Origin of the sequence: Micropruina sp. (assembly GCF_047606665.1) — a bacterium.
In the GTDB taxonomy this organism is placed as follows: domain Bacteria; phylum Actinomycetota; class Actinomycetes; order Propionibacteriales; family Propionibacteriaceae; genus Micropruina.
In genome coordinates this window covers 1-16,491 of sequence record NZ_JASGEF010000060.1, presented here as the reverse complement: position 1 = coordinate 16,491, position 16,491 = coordinate 1, and the positions used below count along the sequence as shown (strand labels likewise).

The window sequence follows — 16,491 nt, the reverse complement described above, 5'->3', positions numbered from 1 at the left end:
GGCGGGTGAACTCGGCCCGCACCGGCTCAGGCGGCCAGCAGCCGGGTGCGAAGGCGGGCAATGGTCTGTTCGGAGAGCCCGAGACCCTTGGTCAGGTAACCGTTCACGTCGCCGTAGCGGTTCGTGAGTTCATTCAGGCCGGCCAGCAGGTAGTCGTCGGCGACCACGAGCCGGATCCGGGCGACCTCGGCCGCGACCGTGCCTCCGGCCTTGCGGGCCTCGGCGATGCCGCGCTCGATGATCGCGGTGCGCTGTTCATTCGAGCGCAGGTAGTCCGCCACGATCGCCGACCGGTCCGCTCCGGCGATCGCTTGCAGCATCGCGGACGCCCAGCCCGTCCGGTCCTTGCCCTCGCTGCAGTGGATGATCACTGCGCCGCGGGCCTCGGCGATGGCGCGCAGCAGCGTCCCGATCCGTTCTCGCTGTTTGGGGTCGATGACGAAGTCGCGGTTGAGCTGCTCGCGTTCGGCGATCGCCGCCTTTGCCGCGTGCAACTCGGGAAAGCTGCGCGCGGGCACCGCGAAGATGTTGACCAGGTGGTGGGTGACGCCGTCGATGGCCGGATCTGGGGACTTCTTCGCCACCGTGTCGGTGCGCAGATCGAAGACGTCAGTCACCCCGGCCGCGATCAGCTTCCGTTCGTCGGCGTCCGAAAGCCCCTGCAGCTTGCCCGACCGGAACACCACGCCGCGCGCCATCTGGCCGCCGACGGCCACGTCGCGGAAGTTGGAGACGCTGGTCAGGCTGAGTTCAGGCTTCTCCGGCGGCGTCGCGCTGGTGGACGTGGTGGATGCAAGGGGGGAGGACGGCGCGATCGGCGTCGGTGTGGGGGTCGGTTCGACCTGCGCAGACGGCTGGGCGCAGCCGACCAGCAGCGTGGCTGCGGCACAGCCGGCCGCGATGACGGACCGGAGCATCACCTGGCCGAGTTTATGCGCCGAGGCCTCGGTAAAGTACACGACCATCGGCGGAGAGTTCGCATTCGAAGGGAGACGCGCGTGAGACGGCACACCTGGAGGGTTTCCCTCATCGCTGCGGCAGCCGGCGTCATGCTGCTTCTTTCGGCCTGTCAGAATGCGCCGAACCCCACTCCGACGACGTCGCCCGGCCAGGATTTCACCGGTGACAACTGCACCCCGGTGATCACCGCGGTGTCGCCCGAGAAGGTCGCCATGTTGACCCGGCTGGCCGCGGAATTCAAGAACTCGACACAGCACGGGAGTCTCCCGAAGTGCGCCACCATCTACCCGGTCGAGGTCAGTTCCGGCGAAGCGGCCCGGCTGCTCAAACTCTCCGGCGAGCTGTGGCCGGCAAGCGAGACGGTGAAGCCGCGTCCGACGTTATGGACGCCGGCGTCCTCAGCCTGGATCGATCAGGTCGCGGCCGTCAACGGCTCCGCGCTGGTGGCTGACGCGAAATCGTTCACCCGCACCCCGGTGGTCTTCGCGATGCCCGAGCGGATGGCCCGCACCTTGGGCTGGCCCGAGAAGAAGATCGGCATCAAGGACCTGCACGACCTCTGCGTGAATCCGGACGGCTGGGGCAGCATGGGCGGCACGGCGGGCCAGTGGGGCGGCTTCAAACTGGGCAAGACCAATCCGAACTCCAGCACCAGCGGCCTCGCCACCCTGGTGATGCAGTCCTATGCGGCCAGCGGTAAGACGTCCGGACTGACCACCGCCGACATCGCGGCCGCCAAGAAATTCAGCCGCGAGTTCGAGTCGTGCGTGATCCATTACGGCGACACCACCGGCAACATGCTGCAGCGGGTCTACGACCGGGACGCCGAAGGCCGCCCGCTCGATTACGTCTCGGCGATCGCGGTCGAAGAGATCAGCGTGATCGCCTACAACCAGGGCAATCCGAACACCCGCGCGTTGAGCGACGAGGAGGCCGCGAAGCTGGTGCGGCCGCGGGAGAAGCTGGTCGCCGTCTATCCCAAGGAAGGCTCGCTGACCAGCGACAACCCGATCGTCGCGCTGGGCGGTGCCAAGGCCGGCTGGGTGAGCGCCGAGCAGGCGACGGCCGGCCGGGCCTTCATCGACTTCCTGCTCTCCGACCAGGTTCAGGACGAGCTCGACGAGTACGGCTTCCGTCCATTGGACGCCCAACGCGCCGTGAATGGCCTGTTCACCGAGCAGAACGGGGTCGACGCCCGGCAGCCGACGACTTGGCTGGAGAAGCCGTCGGTGCCGGTCTCGTTCGCCGCCACCGAACAATGGGACGCGATCCGCAAACCCAGTTCCGTGCTGGTGCTGATCGACGTCTCCGGCTCTATGGCGGAACCGGCCGGGGCGGGCAAGACCCGCCTCGAGGCCGCCGTCGACAGTGCCCAGGGCACCCTCGGGCACTTCCGTCCCTCCGATGAACTGGGGGTCTGGACATTCACCACCGGCGGCGTCTACAAGAAGACCGGCACCTATCAGGTGCGGGCGGTCAAGCCGCTGGGCGGCGACCTGGAGAATCTGCTGCGCGAACTGAAGAACCTGGTCCCGTTGAGCGGCACGCCGCTCTACGACGCCGTTCGCAGGGGCTACGACGCGATGACCGAGAGGGCCGAACCCGGACGGATCAACGCGATCGTGCTGCTCTCCGACGGCGACGACCACGGCTCCCAGCTGAGCCAGGCGGCGCTGATCGCCGGGCTCAACAGCACCGGCGAGGGAGGCGGCGGCGACGCACCGGTGCGGGTCTTTCCGATCGTCTACGGTGATGGGGTGAGTGAGGCCGGCCGGAACGCACTCGTGGCAATCGCCGAAGCCAGCGGTGGGCAGATCTTCGACGCCAGCGACCCGCGGAGGATTGCGGAGGTGTTCCAGAGCGTGGTGAACAACTTCTGACCACCTCCGGGTGGGTTCCGGCGACCTGAAAGACGACCTGGAAGGGGCGGCGATGGGCGACTATCTCGATGAGGCCACGCAGGGCCTGCAGTCCAGCCCGCTGTACGTCTCCGTCCAGGTCCGCGAACTCGGCGCCGACCAGCAGAACCTGCTGCGTACCCAACTCGGCGGCGGCGACATCGCCGTCGTCGTGCTGCCCGGCCAGGCCGCCACCGAGATCACCGACATGCCGCAATTTCTCGCCGACCTGGCTGCCCGCACCGGCTACGACACGGTGCTGGTCAGTGTCGGTGGCGACCTCAGCGCCGGCTCCCGCGCTCTGCCCGCGGGTCAGGCGGCGAAACTGGCGGACGCCGCCGAGGGCGGCTCGCTCTACTACAGCCTCAGCGGCTTCATCACGCAGGCCAAGGCCGGCGCGACGACGACGGTCACCGTTCAGCAGCCGCCGTCCGCGGCCCCGGACGCCTTTCCGCTCGGTCTCGTCGGCGGAATCGGCGTCGCCGCCGCGGTGGCCGCGGCTGTCGTGGTCACCCTGCGCCGCAGGCGCCGCGGCCCCCACCTGAGCCCGAGGCACACGCCCGACCAGGTCACCCGGCTGCTGGTGGAGATCCGCCATCGATCCCGCCAGATCTCCGACCGGCAGGTCGCCGAGCTGCTCGATGAGGCGGAACACCACGTCCAGGAACTGTTCCAGCGGGTCCCGAAACGGATCCCCGATCAGCTGCAGCAGATCACCGCCCGGTACAAGGTGACGCTGGAAACCGTCCGCAACGTGGTGGAACGCTTCGAGGACATCGAGGATCACCCACGGTACTTCCGCGACGCGGCCGGGCTGTTGCAGGATGGACGCCGCGCGCTCGAGCAGTACTGCGACGGGGTCGTGCAGAACATCCAGGAGATCGAGGAAGGCTCGCTGACCGAGTTCCGGGTGGACACCAAGATCCTTCAGGCCACCGCATCTCCCGAAAGGAAAGACCTGAGATGACCGACAACCCCACACCCGGTCTGAGCATCGATTTCGCGGCGATCGCCGGTGCCGAGTCGAGTGCGCCCGCCGGTGCCGCGGAAGCCACCCTGGGCCGGAGTGACTCCGGACGAGCATTGGAGGAATTCTCCTGCCGGAGCGATCTGTCTCCCGGACAGCGGGCGCAGCTCAGCCAGGTGGCCCGGCAATTGGTCGACCGGTTCCTGCACGACCGGTCCGCGCTTTCCCACTTCGGCGACGACGCCCTGGACGGGCTGAACGCGACGGTGAGCACGTTCCTGCGGCAGCAGGGAAATCTGCGCATCCCCGAAGTCGAGAACATCACCAAGGCGATGGCGAAGACGGTGGGCGGCTTCCGCAAGAAGTACAAGCGATCGGATCCCCGGCTGTTGAATGCGTTGGAGCGATTCGCCGAATCGCTCACCGGCGTCTTCCAGACCGGGCAGCGGTTCCTGCGTCAGCTGTACGTCGACAGCCAGTCTGCCGTCGAACGCCTGGACTCGGTCGCCGGAACGCTGGTCGAACATAAGCACACCCTGGACCGCAATGTGCTGCTCTGCGATGAGCTGTACGCCAGCAACGACGCGGCGATGACCAAGGTCATCGGGGTGATCGCATTGATGGAGGAAGTGCTCGACGAACTGCAAAAGGAGGTCACCGCCAAGAAATTCGAGTTGGCCGGCATGTCGGCGTCGCAGTCCCCGGAGCGCCGCAAGGCCGACGAGGAACTTCAGGTGCTGCTGGAGATGCTGGAAGAGCTCGAAGTCCGCCGCAGCGAGTTCGTCTCGCGGCTATTCGTCGCCTGGTCGACCGCGCCGCAGATCCGCAATATGCGCAAGGTCAGCAATTCGTTGTCCCAGCGGCTGCACCTGCTGGTGGTGCTGACCATTCCGACGATGAAGCTGACGATCTCGCAGTGGGGTCTGCTGCTCCAGATGGAGGAGGCCGGCACCGCCGCCGCGACGACCGCGCGGGCCAACAACGACGCCCTGCAGGAATACGCCGCTGCGATGGGCGGGAGCCTGCCCAAGCTGGCGCTGCTGACCCAGACCCCGACGGTGATGCCCGAGACGATCATGGCGATCGCCGATTCGGTGGTCGCGCAGCACGAGGGCATGGTGCGAGCCGTCGCGGAAGGACGCCGGCTGCGGGCCGAATTGGACGACACCGTGGTCAAGGCGATGCGGACGATCAATGCCAGCGGCGACCGTTTCCAGCGCGAACTCGCCGCCCTGCTGCAACGCCGCGTCCAGGCCCAGCCGCTCGACCTCGGGGCGCCGGAGATTCCCGAGGCCGTGATCGACTACGACCGCCAGCGCTAACTCCCGGCTGGACGCCCGGACGGGAGATCAGGCGCGCGGCTTGTGCCACTCCACCGAGACGGTCTCGCCGTCCGGCGACAGATGGGCCACCAGCACGGCGGCGGTCAGCATCGGACGATCGGGCACGCCCAGCGCCTCCAGCATCAGCGGCAGCACCGGACGATGCCCGCAGATCGCCCGCGGGACGCCCGTGGCGGCGGTCTGCTTGATCAGCCGCTTCATCAGCTTGCGGACGGCGTCCGGATTGTCCTTGGCCTTCTCCTCGGACAGCGTCGCCCAGCCCTGGACGTCCAGCCGCTTGGCCTTCGCGTACGGGACCAGGGTGGTCATGCAGCGGGTCGATGCGGACGAGTCGAGCTCGGCCACGCCGTAGGCGTCCAGCAGCGGGACGAGCTGCTTGCTCTGCCGGCGTCCGCGGGAACTGAGCTGGCGCAACTGGTCCTTGCCCGACCAGTTCTTGCGTTCCATCGCCTTGCCGTGCCGGACGATCAGCAGCGGCGTGGTCTCGGGCAGGGTGACCGCATGTTCCAGCAGCTCGCGCTCGTCGGCGTAGGTCATCCGCTTCAACGCCGACGGCACCGACAGCCAGACCCGCCGGTCGACCTCGGAGTTCGGCTTGAACCGGCGCTGCCCGATGACCGTGCCCAGCCAGTAGGCGACCCGCTTGGTGCCGGTCGGAATCGGGTACTGGATCCGGTTCGTCGGGTGCCGCAGCCGGATCGCGAAGGCGGTCTCCTCCCAGGTCTCCCGGACGGCGGCCGCGGCCAGGTACTCGTCCGGGTCGAGCTTGCCTTTGGGCAGCGACCAGTCGTTGTAGCTGGGGCGATGGACCAGCAGGACCTGCACCCGGCGTCCCTTCGGACGACGCAGCACGATCGCCCCGGCCGCCTCGACCAAGCGCTTCCGGCGGCTCACCCGCCACTCCGATCACCGCGCCGCGACCCGAGCGACGAGATCAGATGCTCCTGCAGGTCGAGCAGCGGCTCGCCCTCGATGTCGCTGGTGCGCTGATACCAGCCGTCCTCTTCCAGCCACCAAGAGGCGGTGCGGTCGTCGAAGGCCAGGTCGAACAGGTTCTCGATGGTGGCGATGTGTCGCGGGTTGGTCAGCGAGACCAGCACTTCGACGCGGCGGTCGAGATTGCGGTGCATCAGGTCGGTCGAGCCGATCCCGACCCGCGGCTGCCCGCCGTTGGCGAACCAGAACAGCCGGCTGTGCTCCAGGAAGCGGCCCAGGATCGACCGCACCCGGATGTTGTCGCTCAGCCCCGGCACACCGGCCTTCACCGTGCAGATACCGCGTACCCACAGCTCGACGCTCACCCCGGCCTGCGAGGCGCGGTAGAGCGCGTCGATCACCGCCTCGTCGACGATCGAGTTCACCTTGATCCGAATGCCGGCCGGACGACCCGCCCGCTTGTGCTCGATCTCGTCGTTGATGAACTCGATCAGGCCGCGGCGGATGCCGTGCGGGGCGACCAGCAGCCGCTTGTAGTAGGTCTCCTGGCCCATTCCGGAGAGATGGTTGAACAGCCGGGCGACGTCGTCGGTGGCCACCGGATTGGCGGTCAGCAGCCCGACGTCCTCGTACATCCGGGCCGTCTTCGGGTTGTAGTTGCCGGTGCCGATGTGGCAGTAGCGGCGCAGCCCGTCCGGTTCGTCGCGGACCACCAGCGACAGCTTGCAGTGCGTCTTCAACCCGATCAGCCCGTACACCACGTGACAGCCGGCGCGTTCCAGCTTGCGGGCCCAGGTGATGTTGGCCTGCTCATCGAACCGGGCCTTGATCTCGACCAGCGCCAGCACCTGCTTGCCGGCCTGGGCGGCGTCGATCAGGGCGTCCACGATCGGGGAGTCGCCGGACGTCCGGTACAGGGTCTGCTTGATCGCCAGCACGGCCGGGTCGGCGGCCGCCTGCTCGATGAACCGCTGCACGCTGGTCGCGAACGAATGGTACGGATGGTGCAGCAGGACGTCGCGGTGCTTCAGCGCCGCGAACATGTCGGCCGGCATCGCCGTCTCGACCTCGGCCAGCTCGGGATGGGTCTTGGGCAGGAAGGCCGGGTACTTCAACGACTCGCGGTCGAGGTCGGCCAGCGAGAACAGGCCGCGCAGATCGAGCGGCGCGGGCAGCTTGAAGACCTCTTTCTCGGCGATGTCGAGCTCGCTGACCAGCAGGTCGAGCATCCGGTCGTCGATGTCGTCCTCGACCTCCAGCCGCACCGGCGGACGTCCCACCTTGCGCCGCAGCAGCTCCTGTTCGAGGGCGTACAGCAGATTCTCGGCGTCGTCCTCCTCAACCTCCAGGTCTTCGTTGCGGGTGACCCGGAAGGTGGAGTGGTTGAGCACCTGCATGCCGGAGAACAGCCGGTCGAGGTGGTGCGCGATGACGTCCTCGATGGCGATGAACCGGCCCTCGCCCAACTGCAGGAAGCGGCTCAGCAGGGTCGGCACCTTGACCCGGGCGAACTGCCGGGCCCCGGTCATCGGGTTCTTCAGCAGCACCGCCAGGTTGTTCGACAGCCCCGAGATGTAGGGAAACGGGTGCGACGGGTCGACGGCCAGCGGGGTCAGCACCGGGAAGATGCGTTCCTCGAACAGGGTCGTCATGGTCTGCTTCTCGGCGTCGGTGAGCTGATCCCAGCGCAGCACCTCGATGCCGTGCTCGGCCAGCGCCGGCCGGACGTCGTCGGCGAAGACCTGCGCCTGCCGCTCGACCAGGTCGCGGGCGCGGGTGAGCATCAGGTCGTACAGATCGCGGGGCAGAATGCCGGACGCCGACGGCACCGCCACCCCGGCGGCGATCCGGCGCTTCAGCCCGGCCACCCGGACCATGAAGTACTCGTCCAGATTGGACGAGAAGATCGCCAGGAAGCGGGCCCGTTCCAGCAGCGGGACGCGGGCGGCGTCCCGTGCCAGATCGAGGACCCGGCTGTTGAACGCCAGCCAACTCAGCTCGCGGTCGGAGAACCGGTCCGCGGGCAGCTCCGGGAGGTCGTCGACCGGTGTGTCAACGGTCATCGCTGCTCCCTGGTGTCGTCGGTGGCGTACAGGACGTCGCGGTGCACGGTCGCGAAACCGGCCCGCTCGTACAGTTCTACCGCCCGCGTGTTCGACGCTTCAACGTACAAATGGACGGTTGGACACCCGGCCGCCGCCAGGTGTTCCAGTCCGGCGGCCAGCAGCCGCCGGCCCAACCCGGTGCCCTGGGAGCGGGGATGGGTGGCCAGGATGTACACCTCGCCCCGCCCGTCCGGATGGCGTTTGGTCCAGTGGAAGCCGGTCAGGCCGTCGGCGTCGGCGCTGATCAGCAGCCCGTCCGGAGCGAACCAGGGCTCGGCCATCCGGGCGTCCAGATCGGCGCGGGAGAAATGCCGCTGTTCCGGATGCCAGTCGAAGGCCGCCGCGTTCAGGGCGAGCAGCTGATCGGCGTCCGTGTCGTAGCGGAACGGCCGGACGCCGTCGAAGCTCGCGCCGCTGGGCGGGTCGAGCGGACGCTCCATGACCAGCAGCCGGCGCAGCTCGACCAGGCCGAGGGCCGCCGCGAAGCCCTGTGCGGCCGGCAGGTCGCCGAACGCCCAGACCGGGGTGTCGCCGGCGTCGTGCAGCAGGGTGGAGCCGACGCGGTGCCGCCGATGGGCCGGGTGCACCAGCAGTTGGGTGGTGCCGTGGCGGGAATTGTGGTGCGCGTAGCCGGCCAGCTCGCCGTCCCGCTCAACCAGGAAATGGGCGATCGCCGGATCGGCGCTGTCCAACGCCAGCATGGCGTCCTCGTTGAGCGGAGACTCGCCGTCTGCGTCGGAGACGGTCGCGGCCAGTCGGCGGATACGTTCGGTGTCCTCCGGGCCCAGCATGGCCTCAGGGTAGCGGTCAGGGCGTGAACCGGTAGCCCACGTTGCGAACTGTGCCGATCAACGCTTCGTGCTCGGGGCCCAATTTTGCCCGCAGCCGCCTGATGTGGACGTCGACGGTGCGGGTGCCGCCGAAATAGTCGTAACCCCAGACATCGGCCAGCAGATGCTCCCGGCTGAACACCCGTCCCGGATGCATCACCAGGTATTTGAGCAACTCGAATTCGGTGTAGGTGAGGTCGAGCGGAGTATCGCCCAGCCGCGCCGAATAGGCGGCCTCGTCGATCACGATGCCACCGGACTGGATCAACCCCTCGGCGTCGTTGACGGCGAGCAGCAGCCTGATCCGGACGTCGAACTCGGCCGGCCCGGCCCCGTCCAGAATGAAATCGGCCACCCGCCAGTCGTCGTTCAGCGCCGCCAGGCCGCCTTCGGTGATCACCAGCAGCACCGGCAGGGTGATGCCGGAGGAGCGGAACAGCCGGCACATCGTCCGGGCCGCCGACAGATCGGTGCGGCCGTCGACCACGATGACGTCCGCGGTCGCCGACTCGGTCAGCGCCGAGGTGTCGGCCGGGGCGCTACGCAATTCGTGGGCGAGCAACCCGATGGCGGGCAGAATCGTCTCGGGGCGCGCGCCCTCGACGAGTTGGTTGCTCACGACAAGCAGCGATGCCATATACACCCCCGTTCCGGCCGGTTACAGGATAGTGACGACCAGGCGACATGGCCTGCCCCGATCCGCTGCGCGGTCCGTAACCGGGCTGACACAAGGCTGTGCTTAGCGCATTCTCGAAACCGGCGATTCAGGCCTCGAGAATCAACGTCATCGGGCCGTCGTTGACCAATGCCACCTGCATCATCGCCCCGAAGCGTCCGGTTGCCACCTCGGCGCCTTTGCCGCGGAGTGCGGCGACGAAGGCGTCCACCAAGGGCTCGCTGAACGGTCCGGGCGCTGCCGTGCTCCAGGACGGCCGGCGTCCTTTCCGGGTGTCGGCGTAGAGGGTGAACTGGCTGACCACCAGGATCGGCGCCCCGGTCTGCGCGCAGCTGCGTTCGCCGTCCAGGATGCGCAGATTCCAGATCTTGTCGGCCAGGGCGTCCGCGACCGTGGCGGAGTCGTCGTGAGTGATGCCGAGCAGCACCAGCAGGCCCGGCGCGTCGATCGCGCCGACCACCTCGCCGGCCACCGTCACGCAGGCCTGGCTGACCCGCTGGATGACCGCTCGCATGAGCAGGAAGGGTAGCGGGTGACGGCCGCACTAGACTGCCGCGGGTGGTGGAGTTGACGCCCGCCGTGCTGACGCCGGGGACGATCGCGCTGATCGTCGCCGCGGCAGTGGTGCTGATCGCCGCCCTGGTGATCGTCGTCCGCATCTTCATCGACAAGCAGCAGGAGTGATTCATCCATGAGCTTTGAGATCCCGGCAGACCTGAACCCCGCCCTGGTCGGCCTGGCCTGGCTGCGGGGCCGCTGGGAGGGCACCGGCTACCGCGAATGGCCCGGTGAGGAGAAGATCCAGTTCGCCCAGCAGATCGACTTCACCGACAACGGCGGGGACTATCTGCACTATTTGGCGCAGGCCTTCGAGGTGGACGCCGACGGCCGGCCCACCAAGCCGCTGATGATGGAGACCGGCTTCTGGCGTCCGCTGCCCGACGGCACGGTCGACGTGGTGATGTGCGCCCCCGAGGGGTTCGCCGAGGTCTGGTACGGCAAGCTGAAGCCCGGCCGGCTCGACCTGGTCACCGACGCCGTCGTCCGTTCGCCGGACGCGGCGATCGCCTACACCGCCGGCCGCCGGCTGTACGGCACCGTCGAGGGCAAGCTGATGTACTCCTTCGAACGGGCCACCGACGACATCCCGCTGCGTCCCTACGTGTGGGCGACGCTGGTGCGCGGATGAGCGCCGTCCGGCACGCGACGGGTCCGGACGCCGGCGCGGTCTGGCACTACGGCGACCCGATCCGCGAGCAGCGCCGGCTGGCCGCCGGCGAGGCCAGCGTCGACCTGTCGCACCGTCCGGTGTTCAGCGTGGCCGGTCCGGACCGGCTGGGCTGGCTGAACAACATCGCCTCGCAGAAGCTGGACGACCTGGCGCCCGGCCGGTGGTTCACCGCGTACATCCTGGACGCGCACGGCCGGATCGGGCACGTCTTCGGCGGGGTGGACGACGGTGCGGCGCTGTGGGCGTCCACCGAACCCGGCCATCTGGACGCGTTGCTGGCCTGGCTGCGGCGGATGCAGTTCGCGGCGCGGGTCGAGATCGCGGATCGCAGCGACAGCCACGCCATGGCGATCGCCGGCGGGCCGCGGATCGTGCCCCGCGACCAGCTGGACGAGGTGCTCGGCGAGCAGCGGGCCGGCACCTGGGCGGCGGACGCGCTGCGGATCGAGGCCGGCCAGCCGCGGATCTTCGTCGACACCGACGACAAGACGATTCCCAACGAGCTGGCCAACCCGGACGGTGTGATCCTGGGCGCCGGCGTGCACCTGCAGAAGGGCTGCTACCCCGGACAGGAGACGGTGGCACGGGTGTACACGCTGGGGCGCCCGCCGCGCCGGCTGACCCGGCTGCACCTGGACGGCTCGGCCGAGGCGCTGCCCGCGGTGGGCGCCGACGTGCTGCTCGACGGTCGGACGGTCGGACGGGTCGGGTCGTCCGCCCGGCACCACGAACTGGGCCCGATCGCCCTGGCGCTGATCAAACGCAACGTCCCCGCCGACGTCCCGGTGCTGGTCGACGGCATCGATGCCGCGCAAGAACTGATCGTGGACCCCGAGGTCGGGCTGCACGTCCGGCCCCGGCTGCGCTGAACTCTCTGGGGTGAACTCTGGGCTGAGCCCTCAGGAATCCGACCCGGACAGCCTTCGCGGCAGCACCAGAGGCGAGTAGTGAACGCCACGGTTCTGTCCGGTGACCTCTTCGATGTGATCGACCTGGCTGTCGGTCAGTGTGATCACGTTCTTCCACCGGTCGGCGACCATCGCGATCGCGGCTCTGCGTGCCGACATGTTGTGCGCCGTCCGTACCGCGCGGGTTGCGGTGCCCCCGCGCTGTGGTGACCAAGGGGACGGTTCTCTTGGTCACCGGGGACGGTTCTTTTGGTCACTTCCGGTCACCGGAGCAGGAGGGCTGTCGATGTTGAGGTGTGTCCAGCCGGCCGCTACGCATCTACGGAAAATCTTCGGACTATATCCTTGCAACTACTGGTTACATTGCTATAATCGAACACATGATGGAGGCGATGGTGACGGGTCCAGCCGCTTCGGCGGTCGATCGGTTGCGGTCCGCGGACCGGCTTCGGCGGCTCGCGGACGCCGAAGAGTTGCATGCGATCGTGGAGCTCGCCGACGCCCATCAGTGGAGTACTGAGGACGAGTTCGATGTGGTGGGGGAGCGTCCGGTCCGGATCGGTGCCGACGGCAGCCGGCTGGTCGGAGAGTTCCTGCCGTTGGAGGTCGCGGCCGCTACCGGACGTTCGGTGACGTCGGCGACCTGGCTGATCCGCGATGCGCTGAGTCTGCAGGCCCGGCATCCGTATTTGTGGAGTGCGGTGGTCGGTGGGCAACTCGCCCGCTATCAGGCGTTCCAACTCGTCCAGTTGTGCGCCGGCTACGAACTGACGCTCGACCAGGTGCTTGCCGTCGATGACCGGCTGAAAGGCAAGTACGGACGTATCGGCTGGCGGCGGTTGATGCGGCTGGCGCGCGGCCTGATCGCGCAGGTCGCTGCCGACAAGGTCGAGGCCGCCACCCGGAAAGCCCGCGCCGACCGGTACATGAAGACCGCCCAGGTCGCTGATGATCCGGTGGTGTCACAGGTGTGGGCGCGCCTCGACACCAGCGACGCCCACCAGTTGGAGGCCACCATCAGTGCCATCGCCAGGTCGCTGAAGACCCAGGGCGACACCGACACCCTCGACATCCGGCGGGCCCGTGCCCTCGGCATCCTCGCCACCCCGGCCCGCGCACTGGCGCTCCTGGACGGCGGTGACGACCAGCGCTACCTGCCCCGCACCAAGGTGTATCTCCACCTCACGCCGGACATGATTACCGGTCGGAGCCATCAGGTGGCGGAGGCCGGTACGGACGCCGTCGCAACCGACGATACGGCCGACTCGTTCCCCGCAGCAGCAGTCGCGCGTTCCGAGACTCTCGGACCCGTCACTCGCACTCAGCTTGCCGAGTTGTTCGGCACGCACCGGATCACCATCACCCCGGTGATCCATGGCGGCACCGAGCAGCCCGTCGACAGCTACGAGATCCCGAATCGGGTTCGCGAATCGGTGACCCTGCGCGACGGGTGTGAAGTCTTCCCGTACTCCTCCCGCGCGGCTCGTGCCCTCGACCTGGACCACGCCCACCCCTACATCCCCGGCGTGCCGGCCCAGACCCGGCCCGACAACCTCGGACCTCTCACTCGTCGGGTCCATCGAGCCAAGACCGCCGGACGCTGGCGGTTGCGGCAGCCCCGCGGCGGCACCTTCTGGTGGACGTCCCCGGCCGGTCAGCGCTACCGGGTCAGTCCCAAAGGCACCGACGACCTCCACGACTGGTCACCCGGCGAACGCGCCCTCGTCTGGGTTCTTGACACGCGACCAGATCGACGCGGCCAGAACCCCCAAGAGACACCCTGAGATCAGCGTCGCCACCACCGCCGACAGGCCCACCCAGCCGGGGTCGACCGCCGTCCGGACGCCGACCAGGGCGGCCATCGTGACCGCCGTGGCAAGCCAGAACCGCCACGGCCGGCGGGCCGCGGGAACCGGACGCCTCGGCAGCCGGGCCACCACGATCACCAGCACGGTCAGCCCGATCAGATCGCTCACCCGCTGCAGCACGCTCGTCCACCGCATTCCGGGCACCGGCGACCAAGCGGTCAGGCCCAGCCACTGTGCCGGCGCGAAGATCGGATGCGTGAACGAGTCCCAGAGCAGATGGGTGGCGGCGCCGATCAACACCGACACGGCCGACCACCACCAGGCCCGTGCCGTCCTGGGCACTCCGGACGACGCCAGCCAGCCGACCCGCTCACGCAGCAGAGCCGGCAGCGCCGACACCAACGGACCACGGATAACCCCTTGCCACAGGACCAACGCCAGCAGCCCCAACGGCACGCAGGCGTAGATCAGGCCAGGGATCGTGTGGGTGTACGCCGAGCGGGTGTCCAGGCGCAGGAAGTACTCGAAGTCCGGGCTCATCGCCCCGATGATCAGGCCCGCCGGCACCAGCGGCGCGACCCGCAGCAGCCCGACGACCGCTGCCGGATGGAAAAAGGTGAACGGCACGCCGTCCACCTTCTCCATTCACGCAAACGTCGCCGTCACGCCCGCCCTCCCAGCACGTACAGCCGCTCGGTCGCCGTCTCGTCGCCGGACGGTCCACGCCGGTACCACTCGATCTCGTTCAGCCCGGCAGCGGCGAACGCCGCCAGCAGCTGAGTCTGGTCGTGCAACACGACGTCCAGTTCCACCGGTTCGCCGGCCAGTTCGGTGACCCGGCGCACCTCGTCCCCGGCATGGACGGCGACCGCCAGCACCCCGCCGGGCGCCAGCGTCCGGGCCAGTGCGGCCACCGCCGGAGCCAACTCCGAGCCGGCCAGGTGCACCAGCGAGTACCAGGCCACCACCGCGCCCCAGCCGGACGCCGTCCGCGGCTTCAACAGCGTGAACAGGGTGCCCACCTGGAAGTCGAGATCGGGAAACTCGCGGGACGCCACCGCCACCATCGCCGGGGACAGATCGATCCCGCTCACCGTGGCGCCGGTGTCGGCCAGGAAGGCCGCGATGTGGCCGGGGCCGCACCCGACGTCCACGATCGGGCCGGATCCGGCCAGGGTCGCGACCCGCTCCAGCAGCCACACGTCGAACGGCCGGTCGGTCAGCTCGTCGCCCAGCCGTGCGAAGTAGGCCTCGGCGAGGTGGTCGTAGGCGTCCCGGACGCGTTGGTCGCGGACGCCGGCGCCATCGGCCAGCACCACCTCACGGTCCACACCGGACGGAGTCGCAACGGGTCCGACGGGTTCCGGAACGGGCCCCAGTAGATGAATCCAGCGCCGATCCTGCTGGCCGCCGCGCCGCTCCAACTCGCGCACCAACGGCTCGGGCAGGGCCGCCATCCGGCGCAACACCTGCTCCACGGAGTCCCGGTCGGCGAACGGATGCAACCGCTCGGCGCGGGTCTTCAACTCGCCGGGCGCCTGCGCGCCGCGCAACAACAACACCGTGATCAGCGCCCGCTCGTCCGGCTGCAGGCTCAACACCTCATCGAGCAGCTGGTGATATTTCAGCGTCCGCGACCCCTTGCCGGCCCAGACGATGCGGAGCAGTCCGCGCGCCTTCAACTCGCGGGCCGCGGTCTCGATCGTCGAATCGTCGAAATCGGTGACCGGCTCGCGGCTGGACGTCTGATTGCACGCCACCCGCAGGCCGTTCAGGCTGAGCGGATAGCTGGTCGGCACCGTGCGCTGCTTCTCCAGCAGACTGCCGAGGATGCGTTGCTCGGTGGCGTCGAGGACGGGCAGAGCCATGACCGAAGACTAGGGCTGCAACTCCAGCGCCTGCCAGTAGGCCGGATGCGCGCGGACGTCCGCCGTCCGCTGCGGGTTGGTGCTGCGCATGCCGAGGTTCGCGAAGCTGTCGGCCTTGCGTTCGGACACCTGCACGTTGGCGGCCAGCGTCGCGCCGGCCCGGACGCCGTTGAGCCGCGTCGTCCGCCACGGGATCTTCGCCTCCACCACGTAGCCGGTGCGGGTCAGGGTGATCGCCGCCTGCAGCGTGCTGGCGTCACGGGCGGTCTCGAACGAGGTGCCCTTCGCGTTCGGTCCGAGGATGGCACGCACCGGGGCGGACCGGGCGTCGGCCGGCAGCCCGACCATGTAGTAGGCGTCGGTCGGCCGGGCCAGGTCGGACGGCGAAAGCCGGCTCTTGTCGGTGCCCAGCTCGAGGATCACCGAGTCGCCGCGGAACACCCGGCTGGGCTGGGACGGATCGGGCGGACGAGGATCGGCGTCCTCGACCAGCGCCAGCAGGTAGAGCGCCTGGTCGTCCCACATCAGGTAGATGTCGCCGGTGGCCTTGGTGTTCCCCGCGATCTGATGGTTGGCCCGCGACACCAGCTGCCACTGCCAGTCGTCGGTGTTGCCGTCGATGGTGACCGAGCCGCGCAGCGCCTTCAAGGCGTCCACGGCACGCACCGGGGGCAGGGACGCCGTGCTGCGGCTCGGCGTCGGGGTGGCGCTCGTCGGAGCGGCCGTCAGGGTGGGATTCGACGACTCCGTCGGCACCGGCGCGGGGCCTGGAAACAGGTACGGCCACCCGAAGAACACCGCGACGACCAGGACGGCGGCGACGGACGCCAGGACCACCCACTTCGTCCCGGACGCCGGCGCTGCCACCGCCGGCGCTGCCACCGCCGGCGCTGCCACCGCCGGTGCTGCCACCGCCGGCGGGGCTGCCGGGGGCGCGGCCGCCGAGGGTCCGGACGGCCAG

At 69.0% G+C, this 16,491-nt stretch carries 17 protein-coding genes; 7 read left to right on the top strand and 10 right to left on the bottom strand.

Annotated elements, in window-relative coordinates; all coding sequences use genetic code 11:
• Window positions 1-26: 26 nt before the first annotated feature.
• A complete protein-coding gene (locus QM619_RS14155) occupies window positions 27-965 on the bottom strand; it encodes a tyrosine-protein phosphatase (protein ID WP_415109955.1) in 939 nt (312 codons plus the stop codon).
• A gap of 33 nt (window positions 966-998) precedes the next feature.
• On the opposite strand from QM619_RS14155, the gene QM619_RS14150 reads away from it, so the two are divergent.
• Genes QM619_RS14150 through QM619_RS14140 form a run of 3 tightly spaced genes read left to right on the top strand, consistent with a single transcriptional unit; the run spans window position 999 to window position 5,147 of the window.
• Complete coding sequence (locus QM619_RS14150; protein WP_415109952.1) at window positions 999-2,840, top strand: substrate-binding and vWA domain-containing protein; 1,842 nt, start codon at window positions 999-1,001, stop codon at window positions 2,838-2,840.
• A gap of 10 nt (window positions 2,841-2,850) precedes the next feature.
• The gene (locus QM619_RS14145; protein ID WP_415109949.1) at window positions 2,851-3,825 is read left to right on the top strand and encodes a hypothetical protein; all 975 of its coding nucleotides are present in this window, start codon (window positions 2,851-2,853) and stop codon (window positions 3,823-3,825) included.
• Entirely contained in the window at window positions 3,822-5,147 is a 1,326-nt protein-coding gene (locus tag QM619_RS14140) for a toxic anion resistance protein (RefSeq protein WP_415109946.1), read from the top strand. Before QM619_RS14145 ends, QM619_RS14140 begins: the two co-directional genes overlap by 4 nt.
• Window positions 5,148-5,174: 27 nt before the next feature.
• Here QM619_RS14140 and QM619_RS14135 read toward each other — a convergent pair whose 3' ends face one another.
• The 5 genes from QM619_RS14135 to dtd all read right to left on the bottom strand — a co-directional run bounded on the left by QM619_RS14135 (window position 5,175) and on the right by dtd (window position 10,229).
• Window positions 5,175-6,062 (bottom strand): NUDIX hydrolase, encoded by an 888-nt coding sequence (locus QM619_RS14135; protein ID WP_415109943.1) that lies wholly within the window; start codon window positions 6,060-6,062, stop codon window positions 5,175-5,177.
• Window positions 6,059-8,167: an RNA degradosome polyphosphate kinase gene (locus QM619_RS14130; protein ID WP_415109940.1), complete on the bottom strand. Its 2,109-nt coding sequence runs from the start codon at window positions 8,165-8,167 to the stop codon at window positions 6,059-6,061. The genes QM619_RS14135 and QM619_RS14130 overlap by 4 nt, the downstream gene beginning before the upstream one ends.
• Entirely contained in the window at window positions 8,164-9,000 is an 837-nt protein-coding gene (gene mshD / locus QM619_RS14125; RefSeq protein WP_415109937.1) for a mycothiol synthase, read from the bottom strand. Before mshD ends, QM619_RS14130 begins: the two co-directional genes overlap by 4 nt.
• Before the next feature lie 16 nt (window positions 9,001-9,016).
• Window positions 9,017-9,676 (bottom strand): winged helix-turn-helix transcriptional regulator, encoded by a 660-nt coding sequence (locus QM619_RS14120; RefSeq protein ID WP_415109935.1) that lies wholly within the window; start codon window positions 9,674-9,676, stop codon window positions 9,017-9,019.
• Window positions 9,677-9,803: 127 nt separating this feature from the next.
• Complete coding sequence (dtd, locus tag QM619_RS14115) at window positions 9,804-10,229, bottom strand: D-aminoacyl-tRNA deacylase (RefSeq protein ID WP_415109932.1); 426 nt, start codon at window positions 10,227-10,229, stop codon at window positions 9,804-9,806.
• Window positions 10,230-10,273: 44 nt separating this feature from the next.
• Here dtd and QM619_RS14110 point away from each other — a divergent pair, with 44 nt between their 5' ends.
• Genes QM619_RS14110 through QM619_RS14100 form a run of 3 tightly spaced genes read left to right on the top strand, consistent with a single transcriptional unit; the run spans window position 10,274 to window position 11,815 of the window.
• Window positions 10,274-10,399 carry a hypothetical protein gene (locus QM619_RS14110; protein ID WP_415109929.1) on the top strand — a complete coding sequence of 42 codons (126 nt, stop codon included), beginning with the start codon at window positions 10,274-10,276 and terminating at the stop codon, window positions 10,397-10,399.
• Between the two features lie 7 nt (window positions 10,400-10,406).
• Complete coding sequence (locus tag QM619_RS14105; protein ID WP_415109926.1) at window positions 10,407-10,904, top strand: FABP family protein; 498 nt, start codon at window positions 10,407-10,409, stop codon at window positions 10,902-10,904.
• On the top strand, window positions 10,901-11,815 hold the full coding sequence (locus QM619_RS14100; RefSeq protein WP_415109924.1) for a YgfZ/GcvT domain-containing protein: 915 nt from the start codon (window positions 10,901-10,903) through the stop codon (window positions 11,813-11,815). Before QM619_RS14105 ends, QM619_RS14100 begins: the two co-directional genes overlap by 4 nt.
• Before the next feature lie 30 nt (window positions 11,816-11,845).
• Here QM619_RS14100 and QM619_RS14095 read toward each other — a convergent pair whose 3' ends face one another.
• On the bottom strand, window positions 11,846-12,013 hold the full coding sequence (locus tag QM619_RS14095; protein WP_415109921.1) for a hypothetical protein: 168 nt from the start codon (window positions 12,011-12,013) through the stop codon (window positions 11,846-11,848).
• Between the two features lie 221 nt (window positions 12,014-12,234).
• Here QM619_RS14095 and QM619_RS14090 point away from each other — a divergent pair, with 221 nt between their 5' ends.
• The gene (locus QM619_RS14090; protein WP_415109918.1) at window positions 12,235-13,638 is read left to right on the top strand and encodes a hypothetical protein; all 1,404 of its coding nucleotides are present in this window, start codon (window positions 12,235-12,237) and stop codon (window positions 13,636-13,638) included.
• Here the strand turns inward: QM619_RS14090 and QM619_RS14085 are convergent.
• The 3 genes from QM619_RS14085 to QM619_RS14075 form a co-directional block, all read right to left on the bottom strand.
• The gene (locus tag QM619_RS14085; protein WP_415109915.1) at window positions 13,558-14,307 is read right to left on the bottom strand and encodes a DUF4184 family protein; all 750 of its coding nucleotides are present in this window, start codon (window positions 14,305-14,307) and stop codon (window positions 13,558-13,560) included. The two genes, QM619_RS14090 and QM619_RS14085, sit on opposite strands and share 81 nt — an antisense overlap.
• Before the next feature lie 17 nt (window positions 14,308-14,324).
• Window positions 14,325-15,530 (bottom strand): DUF480 domain-containing protein, encoded by a 1,206-nt coding sequence (locus tag QM619_RS14080; RefSeq protein WP_415109912.1) that lies wholly within the window; start codon window positions 15,528-15,530, stop codon window positions 14,325-14,327.
• A gap of 9 nt (window positions 15,531-15,539) precedes the next feature.
• The coding region (locus QM619_RS14075; protein WP_415109909.1) for a sugar-binding protein at window positions 15,540-16,491 on the bottom strand (952 nt) is incomplete at its 5' end.

Coding starts and splice junctions, on each gene's coding strand:
- QM619_RS14155 (WP_415109955.1), bottom strand. CDS start 965: ATGGTCGTGTACTTTACCGAGGCCTCGGCGCATAAACTCGGCCAGGTG.
- dtd (WP_415109932.1), bottom strand. CDS start 10,229: ATGCGAGCGGTCATCCAGCGGGTCAGCCAGGCCTGCGTGACGGTGGCC.
- QM619_RS14105 (WP_415109926.1), top strand. CDS start 10,407: ATGAGCTTTGAGATCCCGGCAGACCTGAACCCCGCCCTGGTCGGCCTG.
- QM619_RS14120 (WP_415109935.1), bottom strand. CDS start 9,676: ATGGCATCGCTGCTTGTCGTGAGCAACCAACTCGTCGAGGGCGCGCGC.
- QM619_RS14095 (WP_415109921.1), bottom strand. CDS start 12,013: ATGTCGGCACGCAGAGCCGCGATCGCGATGGTCGCCGACCGGTGGAAG.
- QM619_RS14080 (WP_415109912.1), bottom strand. CDS start 15,530: ATGGCTCTGCCCGTCCTCGACGCCACCGAGCAACGCATCCTCGGCAGT.
- QM619_RS14140 (WP_415109946.1), top strand. CDS start 3,822: ATGACCGACAACCCCACACCCGGTCTGAGCATCGATTTCGCGGCGATC.
- QM619_RS14085 (WP_415109915.1), bottom strand. CDS start 14,307: ATGGAGAAGGTGGACGGCGTGCCGTTCACCTTTTTCCATCCGGCAGCG.
- mshD (WP_415109937.1), bottom strand. CDS start 9,000: ATGCTGGGCCCGGAGGACACCGAACGTATCCGCCGACTGGCCGCGACC.
- QM619_RS14130 (WP_415109940.1), bottom strand. CDS start 8,167: ATGACCGTTGACACACCGGTCGACGACCTCCCGGAGCTGCCCGCGGAC.
- QM619_RS14100 (WP_415109924.1), top strand. CDS start 10,901: ATGAGCGCCGTCCGGCACGCGACGGGTCCGGACGCCGGCGCGGTCTGG.
- QM619_RS14090 (WP_415109918.1), top strand. CDS start 12,235: ATGATGGAGGCGATGGTGACGGGTCCAGCCGCTTCGGCGGTCGATCGG.